This window comes from Bifidobacterium choloepi (assembly GCF_010667615.1).
Classification (GTDB): domain Bacteria; phylum Actinomycetota; class Actinomycetes; order Actinomycetales; family Bifidobacteriaceae; genus Bifidobacterium; species Bifidobacterium choloepi.
The window spans coordinates 57252-75294 of record NZ_VYSG01000001.1 but is presented as its reverse complement, the minus strand read 5'-3'; the positions used below and the strand labels follow the sequence as shown (position 1 = coordinate 75294).

Annotated in this window: 15 protein-coding genes and 5 tRNA genes; 4 read left to right on the top strand and 16 right to left on the bottom strand. The window is 65.3% G+C overall.

All coding sequences use genetic code 11. The annotated features are described in order from the left end of the window. Window positions 1–18 precede the first annotated feature (18 nt). The 11 genes from F6S87_RS00375 to F6S87_RS00325 all read right to left on the bottom strand — a co-directional run bounded on the left by F6S87_RS00375 (window position 19) and on the right by F6S87_RS00325 (window position 7585). Window positions 19–774 carry a YebC/PmpR family DNA-binding transcriptional regulator gene (locus F6S87_RS00375; RefSeq protein WP_163226710.1) on the bottom strand — a complete coding sequence of 252 codons (756 nt, stop codon included), beginning with the start codon at window positions 772–774 and terminating at the stop codon, window positions 19–21. A 113-nt stretch (window positions 775–887) separates the two neighbouring features. Further along, a complete protein-coding gene (locus F6S87_RS00370; protein ID WP_331270755.1) occupies window positions 888–2006 on the bottom strand; it encodes a glycosyltransferase family 4 protein in 1119 nt (372 codons plus the stop codon). 164 nt (window positions 2007–2170) lie between these two features. Next, window positions 2171–3223 (bottom strand): phosphatidylinositol mannoside acyltransferase, encoded by a 1053-nt coding sequence (locus F6S87_RS00365; RefSeq protein ID WP_163226709.1) that lies wholly within the window; start codon window positions 3221–3223, stop codon window positions 2171–2173. Then, window positions 3223–3900 carry a phosphatidylinositol phosphate synthase gene (gene pgsA, locus F6S87_RS00360; RefSeq protein WP_163226708.1) on the bottom strand — a complete coding sequence of 226 codons (678 nt, stop codon included), beginning with the start codon at window positions 3898–3900 and terminating at the stop codon, window positions 3223–3225. Before pgsA ends, F6S87_RS00365 begins: the two co-directional genes overlap by 1 nt. Window positions 3901–4035: 135 nt before the next feature. After that, window positions 4036–4647, bottom strand: a complete 612-nt coding sequence (locus F6S87_RS00355; protein ID WP_163226707.1) for an HIT family protein — start codon at window positions 4645–4647, stop codon at window positions 4036–4038. A 131-nt stretch (window positions 4648–4778) separates the two neighbouring features. Further along, a complete protein-coding gene (gene thrS, locus F6S87_RS00350; RefSeq protein ID WP_163226706.1) occupies window positions 4779–6851 on the bottom strand; it encodes a threonine--tRNA ligase in 2073 nt (690 codons plus the stop codon). 225 nt (window positions 6852–7076) lie between these two features. Continuing rightward, window positions 7077–7149: transfer RNA gene (locus tag F6S87_RS00345), tRNA-Gly, on the bottom strand. A 31-nt stretch (window positions 7150–7180) separates the two neighbouring features. Beyond that, window positions 7181–7253, bottom strand: a tRNA-Val gene (locus tag F6S87_RS00340). A gap of 39 nt (window positions 7254–7292) precedes the next feature. Continuing rightward, window positions 7293–7364: transfer RNA gene (locus F6S87_RS00335), tRNA-Val, on the bottom strand. Between the two features lie 46 nt (window positions 7365–7410). Then, a tRNA-Cys gene (locus F6S87_RS00330) sits at window positions 7411–7481 on the bottom strand. 31 nt (window positions 7482–7512) lie between these two features. Continuing rightward, window positions 7513–7585 (bottom strand) — tRNA-Gly (locus tag F6S87_RS00325). Window positions 7586–7926: 341 nt separating this feature from the next. On the opposite strand from F6S87_RS00325, the gene F6S87_RS00320 reads away from it, so the two are divergent. Continuing rightward, on the top strand, window positions 7927–8766 hold the full coding sequence (locus F6S87_RS00320) for a PAC2 family protein (RefSeq protein ID WP_163226705.1): 840 nt from the start codon (window positions 7927–7929) through the stop codon (window positions 8764–8766). A 113-nt stretch (window positions 8767–8879) separates the two neighbouring features. Here the strand turns inward: F6S87_RS00320 and F6S87_RS00315 are convergent, their stop codons facing one another. Next, the gene (locus tag F6S87_RS00315) at window positions 8880–9767 is read right to left on the bottom strand and encodes an undecaprenyl-diphosphate phosphatase (protein ID WP_163226704.1); all 888 of its coding nucleotides are present in this window, start codon (window positions 9765–9767) and stop codon (window positions 8880–8882) included. Window positions 9768–9973: 206 nt separating this feature from the next. Between F6S87_RS00315 and F6S87_RS00310 the strand changes: the two genes are divergently transcribed. Beyond that, window positions 9974–10771, top strand: coding sequence for a fructosamine kinase family protein (locus F6S87_RS00310; protein ID WP_163226703.1), 798 nt, complete (start codon window positions 9974–9976; stop codon window positions 10769–10771). Here F6S87_RS00310 and dnaJ read toward each other — a convergent pair. Both dnaJ and hrcA read right to left on the bottom strand, forming a co-directional pair. Beyond that, window positions 10764–11909 (bottom strand): molecular chaperone DnaJ, encoded by a 1146-nt coding sequence (gene dnaJ / locus F6S87_RS00305; RefSeq protein ID WP_163226702.1) that lies wholly within the window; start codon window positions 11907–11909, stop codon window positions 10764–10766. The genes F6S87_RS00310 and dnaJ overlap by 8 nt on opposite strands. Before the next feature lie 84 nt (window positions 11910–11993). Beyond that, window positions 11994–13139 (bottom strand): heat-inducible transcriptional repressor HrcA, encoded by a 1146-nt coding sequence (hrcA, locus tag F6S87_RS00300; protein ID WP_163226701.1) that lies wholly within the window; start codon window positions 13137–13139, stop codon window positions 11994–11996. Between the two features lie 266 nt (window positions 13140–13405). Between hrcA and tkt the strand changes: the two genes are divergently transcribed. Together tkt and tal are read left to right on the top strand one after the other, a co-directional pair. Continuing rightward, window positions 13406–15502 (top strand): transketolase, encoded by a 2097-nt coding sequence (gene tkt / locus F6S87_RS00295; RefSeq protein ID WP_163226700.1) that lies wholly within the window; start codon window positions 13406–13408, stop codon window positions 15500–15502. Window positions 15503–15753: 251 nt separating this feature from the next. Next, window positions 15754–16860 (top strand): transaldolase, encoded by a 1107-nt coding sequence (tal, locus tag F6S87_RS00290; protein ID WP_163226699.1) that lies wholly within the window; start codon window positions 15754–15756, stop codon window positions 16858–16860. 136 nt (window positions 16861–16996) lie between these two features. On the opposite strand, the gene F6S87_RS00285 is transcribed toward tal, so the two are convergent. Together F6S87_RS00285 and F6S87_RS00280 are read right to left on the bottom strand one after the other, a co-directional pair. Further along, window positions 16997–17368, bottom strand: coding sequence for a hypothetical protein (locus F6S87_RS00285; protein WP_163226698.1), 372 nt, complete (start codon window positions 17366–17368; stop codon window positions 16997–16999). 23 nt (window positions 17369–17391) lie between these two features. Next, window positions 17392–18030, bottom strand: a complete 639-nt coding sequence (locus tag F6S87_RS00280; protein WP_163226697.1) for a MerR family transcriptional regulator — start codon at window positions 18028–18030, stop codon at window positions 17392–17394. Window positions 18031–18043 lie beyond the last annotated feature (13 nt).

The following is an 18043-nucleotide window of genomic DNA, read 5'->3' as shown; positions in this document are numbered from 1 at the left end:
TTTTCCGCTACCGGAAAATCACTCGGCGTCCAGCTGGGCCATGACCTCGTCGGAGGCGGTCCAGTTGCTGTAGATGTTCTGCACGTCGTCGAGGTCGTCAAGGTTGTCGATGAGCCTGGAGACCTTCTGGGCATCCTCGAGCGAAAGCTCGACCTCGGTCTTCGGCATCATGACGAGATCGGCGGATTCGTAGTCGACGCCGCTGTCCTGCAGCGCCTTGCGCACGTCGATGAGATCGGACGGGCCGGTGATGACCGAGTAGAATTCGCCGTTGTCGACGACGTCCTCGGCACCGGCCTCGGCGGCCTTCTCGAACAGGTCGTCGTAATCGACGCCCTCGCTCGCGACCTCGATGTCGCCCTTGCGCTCGAAGTTGAAGGAGACCGAACCCGTGGTGGCCAGCGAGCCGTTGCCCTTGGTCAGCGTCGAACGCACTTCGGCGGCGGCGCGGTTGCGGTTGTCGGTCAGGCACTCGATGATGAGGCCGACGCCGGCCGGAGCGTAGCCCTCGTAGACGATGTCCTCGTAGTTGGCGCCGCCCTCTTCCTCGCCGGAGCCACGCTTGACGGCGCGCTTGATGTTGTCAGCCGGCATCGAGGCCTTCTTGGCCTTGTAGATGGCGTCGAACAGCGCCGGGTTGCCGTCCGGATCACCGCCGCCCTGACGGGCCGCGATCTCGATGTTCTTGATCAGCTTGGCGAACAGCTTGCCGCGCTTCGCGTCGATCGCGGCCTTCTTGTGCTTGGTAGTGGCCCACTTGGAATGACCTGACATAATGCTCCTACGGGAGAGACGGATAGATACTAAACGAATTGATTCTAAGGCGGTTCACCGACATAGGGGCCGGTTTCGTCGTCCCGGCGCACAGGCCGGGCACCGTGTGCCGCCTACGACAGCGCCCTGGCGTACACCTCGAGCACGCGGTCGACGACAGTCGACCAGTCGAAGTCGGCAGACCGTTCGAAGCCGGCCTGGGCCAGCGCCTCGCGCCGGACGGAATCGTCCAGCAAGTTGACGGTCGTGACGGCGCAGTCGGCGGCGTCGGCGGTCTTGAACAGCGCCGCGCACTCGCCGTCCTTCGTGACGTCGACGAACGCCGGCAGGTCGGAGGCGACGACGGCGCAGCCCGCGGCCATCGCCTCGGCGAGCACGATGCCGAAGCTTTCGCCGCCGGTCTGCGGGGCGACGTAGAGCGTCAGCGAACGGTAGAACGACGCCTTGTCCTCGTCGGAAATGCGGCCAAGGAATTCGAAGTGCGATTCGAGCAGCCCGGACGGATCGAGCGCACGCAGCATCTTCCTGCCGTCCTCCTCGCCGTCACCGGCGACGAGGAATCGCGCGGCCGGAAACCGCTTGAGGATGCTCGGCGCGGCCGCGGCGAAGACGGCGAAGCCCTTGCGCTCCTCCCCCATGCGGCCGAGGAACCCGATCGTCGGCGCGTCGGCGGTGCCGGCCCAGCGGGGATCGACGGCGGCGTCGGCGAAGAACGACCGGTCGATGCCGTTCGGGATCGTCGTCCTCGGCATGTCGTCGGGCAGGAAATGGTCGGCGGTCCTGCCCGCGGCCGGCGAGACGTAGATGGCTTCCCGCAGCGGGGAAAGATACTTGAGCAGGTAGTTCTGGAAGAGCTTGAGCGCACGCGGATACGGCTCGATCGACGCATGGAACGTCGCGACCATCGGCGGCGCATCCTTCATCGCCAGCGGCTTGTGCGACAGCGACGGCGTTTCCGGCTCGTGCAGGTGCAGGATGTCGAAATGGCCCTGGCGCACCCAGCGGCGCGTGCGGTGGCCGGCCGTCAGGAAGTAGCTCAGGTGCGCCCACGAACCGTTGTAGGGAATGGCGAACGACGAATCGTTCGTCTGCACCCACAGCGGCATGTCGTTCGTGCGACGCCCCGGGGCGAACACCGAGACGTGGTAGCCGCGCTTGAGCAGTTCCATTGCGAAGTCGCGGATGTGGTTCTGCACGCCGCCCGGCGTCTCGAACGAGTAGGGACTGACGATGCCGACGTTGAGCGGGGCATCCTCCGCCTGCTCGTTGTGATGCTTGAATTTCTGCGGCCCGCGGACGCTGGCGGAGCCGCTCCCCCGGCGGCGTTCGCGCAGCCTCTCCCGCAGGGATCCGGCTCCGTTATTCGAAAAACTCACCGGACCATTGTGACGAATTGTCACGACTTTCGGGGGCAGGCGTGCGTCCGGGCGGCGTCGCCGGCACGATCCGCGCGCAGCGTCGCCGTCACCCAGTCCGGCACGTTGCGCAGCCTGTCGAGGTCGAGGTCGGGCAGGAAGAACGGCTGGAGCATGTGCCAGTCTTCGGGATGTGCGGCGATCCCCGCCGCCCAGATGTCCACCCACGCCTGCGTCAGCGCGGCGATGGCCTCCTCGCGGGGCATGCCGAGATACGGCGCCACGTCGATCGGCCCGGACACCTCGCAGACATAGCCGTACGGCGTGCCGGCCTCCCGGCGGCGCTTGCCGGACAGGCGCTCGCGGTGCATGTTGACGACGTAGAGCGGCTTGCCGGCGTCGATGGCGAGCGTGGCCGGTCCCCGCGCCACGCGGATGACCGAGCCGAACGCCCGGACAAATTCGCCGTTGCGCCCCAGGTCGCGGTCGGCGAGCAGCGGCACGATGACATGCGGCCCGCGCAATACCGCCTCGAGCCTGGACGTCAGTTTCGGCGTGCCGGTCAGCAGGATGCGCATGCCGAGCGATTCGCGGATGCCGACAAACGTCTTGAGCAGGTCCGGATCGGCGAGTTTCTCGGCGACGGTGACGACCGGCGCGACATCGAACTTCGCCCAGAATCCGGCATAGTCCCAGTTGCCCTGGTGGCCCATCGCGATCGGGGCCGAGCCGTCACGGCCGCCCTGCGCCGGCGTGCCGGTCAGTTCGACGAGCGAATCGAGTCCGTCGCCGGCGCCGCGAATGCGGGCGCGCAGCTGCCGTTCGGTGCGGCCGCCGACCGTCATCGCCTCGGAGAAGTACGTGAAATAGGAGCGCATGCCGCGGCGCGACAGGCGGCGCAGTTCGCGCCGGTCGACCGGCGCGCCGTCGTTGGCCCACGACGTCACGTGGACGAGATTGCGTTCGAGCTGGCGCACGGACCCGGCATGCGTGGCCCAGGCGGCGTCGGCGGCGGCGAGGAACAGGCCGCGCACCACCCGCTCGGGAATGGCGCGGGCATGCTTCGCGACGAAGGCGAGCAGCTGGTCGAACATCAGCCGCGGTCCTCCGGATCGTTGGCCGTGTGGTCGGCGTCCATCGCGTGCTTCGTCTCGAAGATGCGCTGGAAGACGGTGATCGTGCCGAAGACGGCGAGCAGGACCATCGTGATCATCAGCCAGATGGCCATGCCGGTCAGGCCGGTGAGCGCCATGCCGATCAGGATCAGGCACAGGCGGTCGGAACGCGTGGCGATGCCACCCTTGGCCTCGTAGCCGACCGATTCGGCGCGGGCGCGCACGTACGGCGTGACGAACGACGTCATCATCGAGTACAGCGCGCAGCCGAGGCCGACGTGCAGCACGGTGGTCGAGGAGACGATCGGGTGGCCGAGGTCCGGATGCTGCAGCTGCAGGTAGAAGTAGATCATGACGCCGGCGAGGACGCCCCAGTCGGCGACGCGGTCGAGCGAGGAATCGAGGAAGGCGCCGAATTTCGTGCCGCCGGTCGTCAGCTTGGCGACGGAACCGTCGAGCGAGTCGAAGCAGACGAGCACGGTCAGCGCGACGGCGCCCCAGAACAGCCAGCCGGTGATGCCGGCGGCGATGCCGACGAGCGTGGTGCCGATCGCGCCGATGATCGTGATCATGTCGGCGGTCAGTCCGATCTTCACCAGTCCCCGGGCGATCGGTTCGATGGCGCGCTTGAAGGGGGGACGGAGCTTTTCCAGCATGAGAGTTCCTTTGGATTCGGGTGATGGCCGGCAGGGGCCACACGGCACGGACATCTCCGGTATTGTACGCGCACCCGCCTATGAACGGCATGGCACGGCGGGCATGCGCGGGCGACACCGGAGGGATGCGCGCGCCTACAGGTCGATCGAGACGGTGCCGCGCAGCGGCAGGCCGAAGGACGGCGCCAGCTTCTCGAATTCGGCGGCATAGGCGCGTCGCTGGTCGTCGAGCAGGATCGGCATCGCGCGGGTCTGGGCGACGATCGGCATGAAGTTCGAGTCGCCGTTCCAGCGCGGGACGATGTGCTGGTGCAGGTGGGTGGCCACGCCGGCGCCGCCGGCCTCGCCCTGGTTGATGCCGATGTTGTAGCCGTCGGGATGCGAGACGTGCCCCATGACGGCCATCGCCAGCGTCGTCGCCTTCTCGAATTCGAACAGTTCGGAATCGTCGAGTTCGGTGATCAGGCCGACATGGCGGTACGGGCAGACCATCATGTGGCCGACATTGTACGGATAGAGGTTCATGATCGCGAAGACGTAGGTGCCGCGCCACGCGACCAGGCCCTCGGCGTCGTCCTTCTTCGGGCCGGCGCAGAACGGGCACTCCTTCGCCTTCGGCTTGTCGACGTGGCCTTCGGTGTCCCGCAACACGTAGCTCATCCGCTGCGGCGCCCACAGGCGCTCGACGGTGTCCTCCGGCGGCGGGAAATTACCCGGATCCTCGACGACGACGTGTTCATCGGCCATGATGTTGTCTTCCTTTCGTTTCGTTCCCCACCAGCATATCCTTCCGGCGCCCGGCCGGACCGGATAGCGAAAGGCCGCGGCGCGATGCCGCGGCCTTGTCCATGGAACTCCATGGGATTACGGGTGGTCCGTCACTCGGCGACGATGTCCTCGACGAGCTCGACGGCCGCTTCCGGGGCGACGGCGGCCTTGAAGTCGTCGGCGCTGTTGACCTGGACGCGGCGCCCGATGGCCGTCAGGATCCATTCGCGGGCCTGGTCGACCGGCACGCCGTTCAGCTGGCTGCCGTCGCGGAAACGGAAGCTGATCGCGTTGTTCGACGTGTCTTCCTCGCCGGCGATGAGGATGAACGGCACCTTCGACTTCGAGGCGTTGCGGATCTTCTTGCCGAAACGGTCATCGGACAGGTCGATCTCGCAACGGACCGTCTCCTCCTCGAGGGAGGCGATGAACTGCTGCAGGTGCGGCGCGAATTCGTCGGCGACCGGCACGCCGAGGACCTGCACCGGGGCCAGCCACGCCGGGAACGCGCCGGCGTAGTGCTCGAGCAGGATGGCGAAGAAGCGCTCGATCGAGCCGAACAGCGCGCGGTGGATCATGACCGGACGCTGGTGCGTGCCGTCGGCGGCGACGTACTCGAGGCCGAAGCGCTCCGGCAGGTTGAAGTCGAGCTGGATCGTCGAGACCTGCCAGGTACGGCCGATCGCGTCGCGTGCCTGCACCGAGATCTTCGGGCCGTAGAACGCGGCGCCGCCCGGATCGTCGACGAGCTCGAGGCCGGAGTCGCGGGCGACCTCGGCGAGCGTGTTCGTCGCTTCCTCCCAGATCTCGTCGGAGCCGACGAACTTGTGCTCGTCCTTCGTGGACAGCTCGAGGTAGAAGTCCTCGAGGCCGAAGTCCTTGAGCAGGCCCAGCACGAAGTTGAGCAGCTTCTTGAGCTCGTCCTTCATCTGCTCGCGCGTGCAGTAGATGTGCGAATCGTCCTGGGTCAGGCCACGCACGCGGGTCAGGCCGTGGACGACGCCGGACTTCTCGTAGCGGTAGACGGTGCCGAACTCGAAGAGGCGCAGCGGCAGTTCGCGGTAGGAGCGCTGGCGCGACTTGAAGATGAGGTTGTGCATCGGGCAGTTCATCGGCTTGAGGTAGTAGTCAAAGCCCTGCTTGACGATGTTGCCGTCCTCGTCCTTCTCCTCGTCGAGGTGCATCGGCGGGTACATCGCGTCCTTGTACCACTGCAGGTGGCCGGAGATGTTGTACAGGCCGCCCTTGGTGATGTGCGGGGTCTGCACGAAGCTGTAGTGGTTCTTGCGGTGCATCTCGCGGGAGTAGTCCTCCATCGCGTTGATGACGGCGGCGCCCTTCGGGTGGAAGACGGCGAGGCCCGGCCCGATTTCGTCCGGGAACGAGAACAGGTCCATTTCCTGGCCGAGCTTGCGGTGATCGCGCTTGGCGGCTTCCTCCATGCGCACGCGGTAGTCCTTGAGCTCCTCCTTCGTCGGGAAGGCCACGCCGTAGATGCGCTGGAGCATCGGGTTGGCGGCGTCGCCCTTCCAGTAGGCGGCGGCGGCGCGCTCGAGCTTGAACGCCTTGATGAAGCGCGTGTTCGGCAGGTGCGGTCCGCGGCACAGGTCGGTCCACACGACGTTGCCATCGCGGTCGACGTTGTCGTACATGCTCAGCTCGCGGTGGCTGATGTCGCTGGCCGCCTCGGTGTCGATGGCGGCTTCCTTGTCCTGGATCAGCTCGATCTTGTACGGCTGGTCGGCCTCTTCGGCGAGGGCCTCCTCCTCGGTGACCACGCGGCGGCGGAACGACTGCGAGGACTTGATGATGCGCTGCATGCGCTTCTCGATGTCCTTGAGATCTTCCGGCGTGAACGGCTCGTCGACGTCGAAGTCGTAGTAGAAGCCGTTCTCGATGACCGGGCCGACGCCGAGCTTGGCGTCCGGCTTGAGTTCCTGGACGGCCTGGGCCATGACGTGCGTGGCGGAGTGGCGCATGATCGCGATGCCGTCGGGAGAATCGAGCGCGATGGGCTCGACGACGTCGCCGTCGGACAGCGGAGTGTAGAGGTCGCGGGGTTCGCCGTTGAGCTTCACTGCGATGATGTTCTTGTCGTCGTCGAAGAGCTGGACGCCGGTGTAGTCTGCCGCCACCTCCTTCGCTTCGCCGTCGAGAATGATGGAGATGGTCTGTTCAGCCATGGAATGTCCTTTGCTATCGGTGCCCGCGTTACCAATGTGCAGGCCTGGACGTGTGTTGAGAACGGGCAACAGCCTAGACGCGGCTCGCGACAGCGCGTGTCGGCTGTGTCGCGACAATCGGCAGGTGAATTATTCGAACGATTCATCCGAAAAAAATCGCGCGAAATTACAGAAATAAAAATAAAGAAAAAGGAAAATAATTAGAAAATTTAAAAGAAGAAAAAGAGCGGACAACGGGACTCGGACCCGCGGTCTCGACCTTGGCAAGGTCGCGCTTTACCAACTAAGCTATGTCCGCAAAACTTCACCGACAACGTCGATGCAGTCAGTGGGTGTTATAGGAATCGAACCTATGACCCCTTCCGTGTGAAGGAAGTGCGCTAGCCGCTGCGCCAAACACCCGGTCTGTCACAGTCCATCGCGAATGCGACGGACCAGCCGTGGGCGATACAAGATTCGAACTTGTGACCCCTTCCGTGTCAGGGAAGTGCGCTACCTCTGCGCCAACCGCCCGGTTGTCATTCCGCAGTTCCGGATTGCCGGAATTCCGCGTCATGCGAGGTGGGTACGAGAGTCGAACTCGTCTATACGGCTTTGCAGGCCGCTGCCTAACCGCTTGGCTAACCCACCGGTTCAGGTTGCAACTCTCGTTGGACCTTAGAGCGGACAACGGGACTCGGACCCGCGGTCTCGACCTTGGCAAGGTCGCGCTTTACCAACTAAGCTATGTCCGCATGTTTTGCACTCCGCAAGGCATTTGCCGCTCGCTGAGCACGAGTCACTACTATATCTGGCATTCGGTAAAACGCAAGCCGCGGCGTGTCGCACCGGATCGCCGCCGGCCGTCCGCGGCGCCCTCCGTTTTCGGCAAAGAACCTTGTCGCAAAACCGAGAGAATCATGAAAGAACGGCGAAAGAACGGCGATTTACCGTGCAAAGAGTGTTTATTGTTTAGTCAAATAGACTTTTTTCGTCCTCGGCGACTCATTTTCTTCGTTCCGACAGCGAATTTATTTGCTTCTCTGGTGGCGAATCTTTTCGTGTCCGCAGGGGTGCCGGCGGTACAGTGGAAACCATGTACGAACAAGCCTCAAAGCACAGGACGGTATTGCTTGCCGCCTTCGACGGCTGGAACGACGCATGCCAGTGCGCAACCGACGTCATCCACCATCTCGTGCAGCGGTTCCCCTCGACCGAGGTGGGCCATATCAATCGCGACGGATTCTACGACTATCAGGTCGCCCGCCCCATCCAGTGTTCGATCCAGGGATACCGGCGCATCCTGTGGCCGCAAACCACGTTCTACGACATTGCCGTCAGCGACCGGCTCCACATCCTCGCCGAACTCGGTCCGGAGCCCAACTACGGCTGGATGGAATACTGCCGCGAATCGCTGAGGATCGCGCAGGAATACGAGGTGTCGCATGTCTACACGATCGGCTCGATGTTCGCCGATGTGCCCCATACGCGGCCATTGCCCGTCGAGACGACGATCGAGGGCGTCAGGGACGACGTCGACTGCGAATACAACGGACCGATCGGCATTCCGCACGTGCTGGACGCCGCCGCCATCGAGGACGGCTACCCGACGACGACGATGTGGGTGTCCGTTCCCAAGTATCTCGGCAACGATCCGTGCCCCCAGGGCACGCTGCAGCTGCTCGACGAGCTGTCCGGACTGCTCGGCGTGGACCTCGACGCCGACGAGCTCAAGCGTCCGGCCGAGCAGTGGGGTTCCCGCGCATCCGTGACCACGCGCAACAATCCCGATCTCGCCGGCTTCGTCGAGCAGCTCGAACGCGAGCACGACATGCGCGTCAAGGCACGCGCCCTCGCCTCCTCCGGCTCCCCCGCCGTCGAGCAGCTCGTCAGCGAGGCCGAGGCCTTCCTGCGCGACCTGCCGGCCGGCGACTGAACGCTCCGCCGGCCCTCGCCGGCAACCAAGGCTTGTCGACCACACGCAAATGTGCCCCGCATCCTTTCCGGATGCGGGGCACATTTGCGATATCGGTCAGAAGCCGTCGGCTGTCAGGCGTTGCCGGAGACGACGATGCCCTCGAGCGGAGCGAGCACGCCGCACAGCAGCAGGATGGCGACGATGACGGCGAGGGCGATGCGGTAGATCGCGAACGCCTTGTACGAGAACGTCGAGACGAACTTCAGGAAACCGATGATGACGACGTAGCCGACGAGGAAGGCGACGATCGTCGCGGCGATCGTGGCCCCCCAGCCCGGGAACATCGCTTCGGTGTTCGCGTTCTTGATGGCCTTGATGGCCTCGAGAATGCCGGAGCCGAAGACGGCGGGGATGGCCATCAGGAAGCTGACGCGGACGGCGGCCTCGCGCGTATAGCCCATCGCGCGGCCGAACGTGATCGTGCCGCCGGAGCGGGAGACACCCGGGATCAGCGCAAGCATCTGGCCGATGCCGAAGACCAGCGCGTCGCGCCATGTCATGTCGTCGATGCGCTTGATCTGGCGGGCGCGCGCGTCGACGATCCACAGCAGGATGCCGAAGACGAACAAGACGGTGACGGTGATCCACAGGTTGCGCAGCGTCGTCTCGATGGCGTCCTGGAACAGCACGCCGGCGATGAGGATCGGAATCGTGCCGACAATGATGTACCATCCGAGCCGCGCGTCCTTGTTGCCCTCGCCGAGCCGGTGCCGCCAGTCGGACCCGTTGCGGCCGAAGAGGCAGGCGAACCAGTTCACCAGGATGTCCTTGATTTCATGCCGGAAATACAGGATGACGGCGAGTTCGGTGCCGAGCTGGATGATGGCCGTGAACGCCGCGCCCGGATCGGACCCGAGCATCAGGTCGCCGATGATGCGGATATGGGCGCTCGACGACACAGGCAGGTATTCGGTCAGGGCCTGTACCAACCCGAGGAAAATGGCCTGGAAAAAGTTCATGGTTCCCCATTTGCGATTCTGGAGGTAGTTGTGATCTGGAAAAACTACCCGTGCACTAATGTCGCCTCAAGACTAGTACCGGCGGCGTATTTTCGCGCCCGTCGCGTCCACGGGAGTCCCGGATGCGCACCGTGGAGACGATGGCGGACGGCGTATGCTGGGATATGCACACGATGGCACAATTCCATATATATAAGGAGCGGAGCATGGCAAGCGCTACCTATCGCAAGAGCAGGGCATTCGCGCCCAGGGGATTCTTCGAATGCGAGGGCAGGGGGCTCGAATGGCTGGCTGCCGCCGAGACCGACGGCGGCCCGCGCGTCGTGAAGGTCTTCGGCTGGGGCGACAACTATCTCGACATCGAACGGATCTCGCCGGCGTCACCGAATCCGACGGCGGCCTTCGCGTTCGGCGCGGCGCTCGCGCGCATGCACGACGCCGGCGCCGACTATTTCGGCGCCCCGCCGGCCGGTTACGACGGCACCTGCTATTTCGGTCCGCTGCAGGATCCGGTGCCGATGGACACCGGCACGTGGCTCGATCCGGCGACCTACTACGCCGAGGGACGCCTGCGCCCGATGGTCGAGCTCGGCATCGCCCGCGGCGAACTGAACGACAACGACATGGCGCTGACCGAGGACGTCATCGCGGCATTGCCCGAGCTGCTCGGCCGGGCCGCCGCCGACCGGCCGGCACGCGTCCACGGCGACCTGTGGAGCGGCAACGTCATGTGGACGGCCGACCACGGCGGCACCGAGGCGGTGCTTATCGATCCGGCCGCCCACGGCGGCCATCGCGAGGAAGACCTCGCGATGCTGCGCCTGTTCGGCATGGCCTACATGAGCGACATCAATGCCGGCTACCAGTCGGTCCACCCGCTCAAGGCCGGATGGGAGGACCGCATCACGCTCTGGCAGCTCTACCCGATCGCCGGACACTGCGTCTTCTTCGGCGGCGGCTATGTCAGCCAGTACCGGAGCATGTGCCGCTCGCTGCTCAGCTGAACGCGTCCTTGAGCTTGTCGAAGAAGCCCTTCCTCGACGGCGTTGTCGGCCTCGACGACTGGCTGACGGCACCGGCGGAGGAATCGTGCGACTCGGCGAATTCCTCGATCAGCTGGCGTTCCGAGTCGGACAGCTTCGTCGGGATGTCGACGCCGATGTGCGCGACGAGATTGCCGCGCTCGTCGGCGTCGCGCATGTGGGTGACACCGAGGCCCTTGAGCACGACGGTCTGGTCGGGCTGGCATCCGGCCGGAACGGTCAGTGTCTCGGTGCCGTCGAACGTCTCGATGTCGAGATCGTGGCCGAGGACGGCCCAGCTCATCGGCACGCGGATCCAGCAGTGCAGGTCGTCGCCGTCGCGGGTGAACTGCTTGTCGGGACGGATGCGCACGTCGACGTAGAGGTCGCCGGCGGGACCGCCGCACTCGCCAACCTCGCCCTGGTGGGCCAGCCGCAGGCGCGTGTTGTCGGCGATGCCGGCCGGAACGGTGACGCCGACGTCGCGGCGCGTGCGCACGCGGCCGTGACCGTGACATTCGGTGCACGGATTGTCGATGACGGTGCCGTGGCCCTCGCAAGTCTCGCACGGCGCCGGCGTCATCATCTGGCCCAGCATCGTGCGCACGATCTTCTGGACATGGCCGGAACCGTGGCACTGCGGACAGGTCGTCGGCTGCGATCCGTCGGCGGAGCCGGAGCCGCCGCACGTCTGGCACACGCCAAACGTGTCGACGGTAACGTCGGCGGTGCCGCCGAAGACGGCGGTCTTCAGGTCGATCGTCGCCGAGGCCAGCGAATCGCGGCCAGGCTGGGTGCGCGGCAGCGGACCGGGGCCGCCGGCTGCGCCCCCGAACGCCGAGCCGAAGAACGAGAAGATGTCGCCCATGTCGCCGAATCCGGCGCCGCCGAAGGGGTTGCCGCCGCCGGGAGCGTTCGGGTCGACGCCCTGGTCGTACATGCGGCGCTTGTCCGGGTCGGACAGCACTTCGTATGCCGTGTTGACTTCCTTGAACTTCTCCTCGAATTCGGGACCGGCGATGTCCGGATGGTACTTCCGGCTCATCTTGCGGTATGCCTTCTTGATGTCCTCTTCGCTGGCGGAGCGTTCGACGCCCAGGACTTCGTAGTAGTCAGCCAATTGCCGTTCTTTCTCCTTGGTTTCGTGTCATTGTGCCATGAGGCCGGGTCAGGATGGCGCTCGCCGTCGCGATGCCGGCGGCGTTCAGTTCCGGGGTTGCGGGTCGTCGCCGTCGGTGCCGGCATCGTCGGTGCAGGACTGCCGGTCGTCGTCGTCCGCCGACGCGCCCGGCGACAGGAAGTCGGTCAGGTAGCGGGCGACGGCGCGCACGGCGGCCATCGTGGCGGCATAGTCCATGTGAGTGGGGCCGATCGATCCGACGAAGGCGACTGGTGACGATTCGTCCGCCGCATCGCCGTCGCCCTCGCCGTCGGTGCCGGCCGAGCCGTAGCCGCTTGTCACGACGGAGGCGTGCATCAGGCCGGGCGTCTGCGTTTCCGAGCCGATCGCCACGCCGATGCCGCGCGGATTCTCAGTCTCGCTCAGCGTCGTCATCAGGCGCATGAGGACGACCTGTTCCTCGAGCGCGTCGAAGAGCGGCGCCAGGTCGCGCCCCTGTTCGGCGTGCTGGGCCAGGTGCGACGCGCCGGAGACATAGAGGTCGGACGCGTGCTCCTCGTCGGCCATCGACGACAGGCCGTCGGCGACGGTGCGCAGCAGCGCGTCCACGCGCACGGACATCCTGCATTCGCGCATGGTCCTGATCGCGTCGGCGGCGTGGCGCAGCGTCAGGCCGTCGCAACGCGCGGCCACGGCGTTGCCAAGACGACGCAGCTCGTCGGCGTCGGGAATCATCGGCACGTTGACGAGCTGCTGGACCACGCGGCCGGTGTCGGTGATGACGATTGTCAGCAGCGTCGTCATCGACACCGGGATCAGCTCGATGTGCCGCACCGTCGATTTCGTCAGGGACGGCGACGCGACGACGGCCACCTGCCCGGTGATCGAGGCGAGCAGCCGGGCCGCGCGCTGCAGCGTGTCCTCGAGGCTCGCCGAGCCCTCGAGGAAATTGCGGATGCCGCGGCGCTGCGCCGGCGACAGCGGCACGACGGTCGCCAGCTTGTCGACGAAATAGCGGTATCCCTTCTCGGTCGGAATGCGTCCGGCCGACGTGTGCGGCTGGATCAGGTAGCCCTCGTCCTCCAGGACGGCCATGTCGTTGCGAATCGTCGCGGAGCTGACGCCGAGATCGTGCCCGCGCGTCAGCGACGTCGAGCCAACCGGCTCGTGCGACCGGATATAGTCCTCGACGACGGCACGCAGGACGAGCATGCGTCGCGACTGCTTCATGTGCGGGCCTCCTCCACTTGCCGAACCGCGCCGGAGCCGGGCAAGGACCGGACGACGGTATCATCATCTGTTTTAGCACTCAACGACCGAGAGTGCTAATTCCTGCGTGCCGTCCGCGCGTGCGCCGTCGATCCGCCGCGGGTTGTCCGTTGTCTTTCGTCGGCTTTGGCCGTTACTATGTGGAACTGCAATGTGAGGACGTCCGCCGTTCCGGCCAGACGCCGGTCGCGGGGACGTCCGAAGTATTGGAAGGAAAGTAAACAGATATGACCGATAACACCTGGTCTGAACTGGACGAGCGCGCCATCAAGATGGCCAAGGCCCTGTCCGCCGACGCCGTGCAGAAGGCCGGCCATGGCCACCCCGGCTCCCCGATCTCGCTGGCGCCGATCGCCTACACCCTCTACCAGCGCTTCATCAAGCACGACCCGGCCGATCCGAACTGGGCCGGTCGCGACCGCTTCATCCTCTCGGGCGGACACGCTTCGCTCACCCAGTACGTCGAACTGTACATGGCCGGCTATGGCCTGACGCTCGACGACCTCAAGTACTTCCGCGGCGGCAAGGACACCCGCACCCCGGGCCATCCGGAAGTCGGCCTGACCCCGGGCATCGAGATGACGACCGGCCCGCTGGGCCAGGGCCTCGCCTCCGCCGTCGGTTTCGCCTACGGCCAGCGCTTCGAGCGCGGCCTGCTGGATCCGGACGCCGCCGAGGGCACCTCCCCGTTCGATCACAAGGTCTGGGTCATCTGCGGCGAGGGCGACGTCGAGGAAGGCGTCTCCTCCGAGGCCGGTTCGCTGGCGGGCAACCAGAACCTGGGCAACCTGTTCGTCATCTTCGACGCCAACCACATCCAGATCGAGGGCGAGACGAAGATCGCCTTCGCCGAGGACATCCTCAAGCGTTACGAGGCCTACGGCTGGTACACCGACGAGATCTCCTTCATCCAGCCCGACGGCTCCTACAAGGAGGACATCGAGGGCCTGTCCAAGGTCATCGAAAAGGCCGAGCAGGTCACCGACAAGCCGCACTTCATCAAGGTGGACACGCTGATCGCGTGGCCGACCCCGGGCAAGACGAACGATCCGTCCTCGCACGGTTCCGCCCTCGGCGACGAGGCCGTCGCCGGCCTGAAGAAGGCCCTGGGCCTCGATCCGGAAGCCACCTTCCAGGTCGACGAGGAAGCCCTCGCCCACGCCCGCAAGGTCGCCGAGCGCGGCCTCAAGGCGCACGAGGAATGGGACGTCGCCTTCGCCAAGTGGGCCGAGGCCAATCCGGACAAGGCCGCCCTGTACGCCCGCATCAAGGACGGCAAGCTGCCCGAGGACTTCGACAAGGCCATCGACGAGCTCGAGGCCGGCTTCAAGGTCGGCGACAAGGTCGCCACCCGCAAGGCCTCCGGCGCCGCGCTCAACGCGATCGCCCCGGTCATGCCGGAACTGTGGGGCGGCTCCGCCGACCTCGGTGGTTCCAACAACACCAACCTCAAGGGCGCCAAGTCGTTCGCCCCGGCCGAGTACGCCACCACGCAGTGGCCGAACGTCTCTCCGTACGGCCGCCAGCTGCACTTCGGCGTGCGCGAGTTCGCCGCCGGCGCCATCACGAACGGCATCCTGCTGGGCTCCGACACCCGTCCGTTCTCCGGCACGTTCTTCCAGTTCGCCGACTACATGCGCGCCGCCTGCCGCCTGGCCGCGCTGATGGAGATCCCGAACCTCTACGTCTGGACGCACGACTCCGTCGCGCTGGGCGAGGACGGTCCGACCCACCAGCCGATCGAGCAGCTGTCCGCCTTCCGCGCCATCCCGCAGTTCGAGGTCGTCCGTCCGGCCGACCAGTGGGAGACCGCCGAGGCCTACCGCTACTTCTTCGAGAAGGAGAACACCTACCCGACCGCGATGATCCTGACGCGCCAGGGCGTGCCGACGCTCGCCGAGACCGCCGAGAAGGCGAAGGACGGCGTGCGCAAGGGCGCCTACGTCCTCGTCGACACCGAAGGCGATCCGGACGTCATCATCATGGCTTCGGGTTCCGAGGTCCAGTGGGCCGTCGAAGCCGCGAAGACGCTCGCCGGCGAGGGCATCAAGGCCCGCGTCATCTCGATGGTCTCGATGGAATGGTTCGAGGAGCAGGACGAGGACTACAAGGAAGCCATCCTGCCGAGCCACATCAAGGCCCGCGTCTCCGTCGAGGCCGGCCTGGCGATGTCCTGGTACAAGTACCTCGGCACCTACGGCAAGGCCGTCTCGATCGAGCAGTTCGGCCTGCAGGGCGACGGCGCCCAGAACATGATCGACCTCGGCATCACCGCCGAGCACGTCGTCGAGGCCGCCAAGGCATCGATCGAAGCCACGCACTGAGCCGCGACCGGGCCCGGTGCCCGGCCGTGACTTGGCCCAAGGAAGAAAGGGGAACTTCCGTCCGGCTTGTCCGGACATGGCGGTTTCCCTTTCTTTCCGCGTATCCCTTCGACAAAACGAACGCGATCACTCAAAAACCGGAAGAATCGTGACAAAAACTGTCGATGATCCTTCCGAAAACCGCACACACTGTCCAACATGTTCGGTAAACAGGTGTGTGATTGATCCAATTGGAATCAAGGAGAAAAACAATGACTGAAGCTACTCAGCGCGTTTCCGAGAACGGCGTCTCCATCTGGCTGGACGACCTGTCCCGCACCCGCATCGAGTCCGGCAACCTGCAGGAACTCATCGCCAACGACAACGTCGTCGGCGTCACCACCAACCCGTCCATCTTCCAGAAGGCCCTGAGCCAGGTCGGTCCGTACGACGCCCAGCTCAAGGAGCTCGGCAAGGTCGACGTCGAGACCGCCATCCGCGAGCTCACCACCACCGATGTCCGCAACGCCACCGACATCTTCCGTCAGGTCGCCGAGGACTCCGACTTCGTCAACGGCCGCGTGTCCATCGAGGTGGATCCGCGTCTTGCCCACGAGACCGAGGCCACCGAGAAGCAGGCCGTCGAGCTCTGGGAGAAGGTCAACCGTCCGAACGCCATGATCAAGATTCCGGCGACGCTGGAAGGCCTGCCGGCCATCACCGAGACGCTCGCCAAGGGCATCTCCGTCAACGTCACGCTGATCTTCTCGCTCGAGCGCTACGAGCAGGTCATCGACGCCTACATCGCCGGCATGGCCAAGGCCGCTGAGAACGGCCACGACCTGTCCAAGATGGCCTCGGTCGCCTCCTTCTTCGTCTCCCGCGTGGACACCGCCGTCGACAAGCTGCTCGAGGCCATCGGCACGCCGGAAGCCAAGGAAATGGAAGGCAAGGCCGCCGTCGCCAACGCGCGCCTGGCTTACGAGCTGTTCCAGAACAAGTTCGCCAACGATCCGCGCTGGCCGGCCCTGGCCGCCAAGGGCGCCAAGGTCCAGCGTCCGCTGTGGGCCTCCACCGGCACCAAGAACCCGGCCTACTCCGACACGAAGTACGTCGACGAGCTCGTCGCCGCCGATGTCGTCAACACGATGCCGGAGAAGACGCTGATGGCCCTCGCCGATCACGGCGACGGCAAGGTCACCATCACCGAGGGCTCCTTCGCCGAGGCCCACGACACGATGAACGTCCTCGCCGAGATGGGCATCGACTTCAAGGAAGTCACCGACACCCTCGAAGCCGACGGCGTCGCCGCCTTCATCAAGTCCTGGGATACCGTCATCGCCGACGTCCAGTCCGCGATCGATCGCGTGAACGCCTGAGACCTGCCTAGGTAAATAAGCAATAAGGAAGGGGAAGCACCGCAAGGTGCTTCCCCTTCCTTATTGCTTTTGCTCTTCCGTCCTGCCCTTGCCGCGTTCCGGCTGTTCCACACAGTGGCGACAAGCGGGCAGCGGACTACTCCCCCAGCGCGTTGGCCTTCTTCAGCGTGTCCTCGACCTGGCTCTTCATCGCGCGACGCGCCTGCAGGTACATCAGCACGAGTTCGGCGAGGATGACGGCAATCGCGACGATGGCGCTCGGCCATCCGAGCTTCCCGTACAGCGCCAGCGTGGACGGCTTGAGGCTGTCGCGTTCGGACAGGAAGATCGGATACGGCGCGGCCACCATGACAAGCGTCACGAAATGCATGCCGACAACCGACCAGCTCACCGGATGCACGGGCTTGTCGCGGTCGTTGAAGTAATGGCTTCGCAGCACGCAGATCGCGATGACGAGCAGCGAGCAGGCGACTCCGATTATCCACAGGATCGCCGGTAATGCGCTCATGGTTCCCCTTTCAGGATTGTGCTTCAGGATTGCCGTGGACGGGTCGACTGGACAGTGGCGCGCGCCAGGCGCCGGTGTTCGAGCTTGCGGGCCATCCTGGCCGTCGCGATTTCCTCGATCGATGGCACGCCGCCGCCATGGACGACAGCCATGTCGCCGTCGGCGAGTTCGGTATAGTCCTCGTCTTCCAGTTCGGCGGTGACGCGCTTGAAGATCGTGCCGACCGAAATGCCGAACACGGCACGGCCGGATCCCAGCAGCGCGGCGATCTGCTCGCTCTTCGAGCAGTCGTGCACGCGGGTGCCATCGCACATGATTGTCGTGTGCTCGAGCGCCGCGACCGATTTCGTCATCAGGTACTCGATGGCGTTCGTCACGTTCTGCAGGTTGACGCCGACGTCGAGCAGCTGCTTCGAGACGGCGAGAATGACGATGTCCTTGAACGAATACAGGCGACGGGAACCGGAGCCGTGCGACGGCGTGATCGACGGCTCGACGATGCCCTTGCGCGCCCAGTAGTCAAGCTGGCGGTAGGTGATGCCTGCGATCTTCGAGGCGACGGTGCCGCGGTATCCGCGCGTGTATTCGGGATCCACCGGCGCATCGAACAGTTCCCCCTGCACGAGTCCGGATTCCCGTCCTCCTATCGCCACCGCCGCCATGCTGGTCCAGTTC

Excerpts from the sequence above, each read along its gene's own strand:
- thrS (WP_163226706.1), bottom strand. The coding sequence starts at position 6,851 with ATGGCTGAACAGACCATCTCCATCATTCTCGACGGCGAAGCGAAGGAG.
- hrcA (WP_163226701.1), bottom strand. The coding sequence starts at position 13,139 with ATGAAGCAGTCGCGACGCATGCTCGTCCTGCGTGCCGTCGTCGAGGAC.
- F6S87_RS00365 (WP_163226709.1), bottom strand. The coding sequence starts at position 3,223 with ATGTTCGACCAGCTGCTCGCCTTCGTCGCGAAGCATGCCCGCGCCATT.
- F6S87_RS00310 (WP_163226703.1), top strand. The coding sequence starts at position 9,974 with ATGGCAAGCGCTACCTATCGCAAGAGCAGGGCATTCGCGCCCAGGGGA.
- F6S87_RS00355 (WP_163226707.1), bottom strand. The coding sequence starts at position 4,647 with ATGGCCGATGAACACGTCGTCGTCGAGGATCCGGGTAATTTCCCGCCG.
- F6S87_RS00285 (WP_163226698.1), bottom strand. The coding sequence starts at position 17,368 with ATGAGCGCATTACCGGCGATCCTGTGGATAATCGGAGTCGCCTGCTCG.
- F6S87_RS00320 (WP_163226705.1), top strand. The coding sequence starts at position 7,927 with ATGTACGAACAAGCCTCAAAGCACAGGACGGTATTGCTTGCCGCCTTC.
- F6S87_RS00315 (WP_163226704.1), bottom strand. The coding sequence starts at position 9,767 with ATGAACTTTTTCCAGGCCATTTTCCTCGGGTTGGTACAGGCCCTGACC.
- F6S87_RS00375 (WP_163226710.1), bottom strand. The coding sequence starts at position 774 with ATGTCAGGTCATTCCAAGTGGGCCACTACCAAGCACAAGAAGGCCGCG.
- tkt (WP_163226700.1), top strand. The coding sequence starts at position 13,406 with ATGACCGATAACACCTGGTCTGAACTGGACGAGCGCGCCATCAAGATG.
- pgsA (WP_163226708.1), bottom strand. The coding sequence starts at position 3,900 with ATGCTGGAAAAGCTCCGTCCCCCCTTCAAGCGCGCCATCGAACCGATC.
- F6S87_RS00280 (WP_163226697.1), bottom strand. The coding sequence starts at position 18,030 with ATGGCGGCGGTGGCGATAGGAGGACGGGAATCCGGACTCGTGCAGGGG.
- tal (WP_163226699.1), top strand. The coding sequence starts at position 15,754 with ATGACTGAAGCTACTCAGCGCGTTTCCGAGAACGGCGTCTCCATCTGG.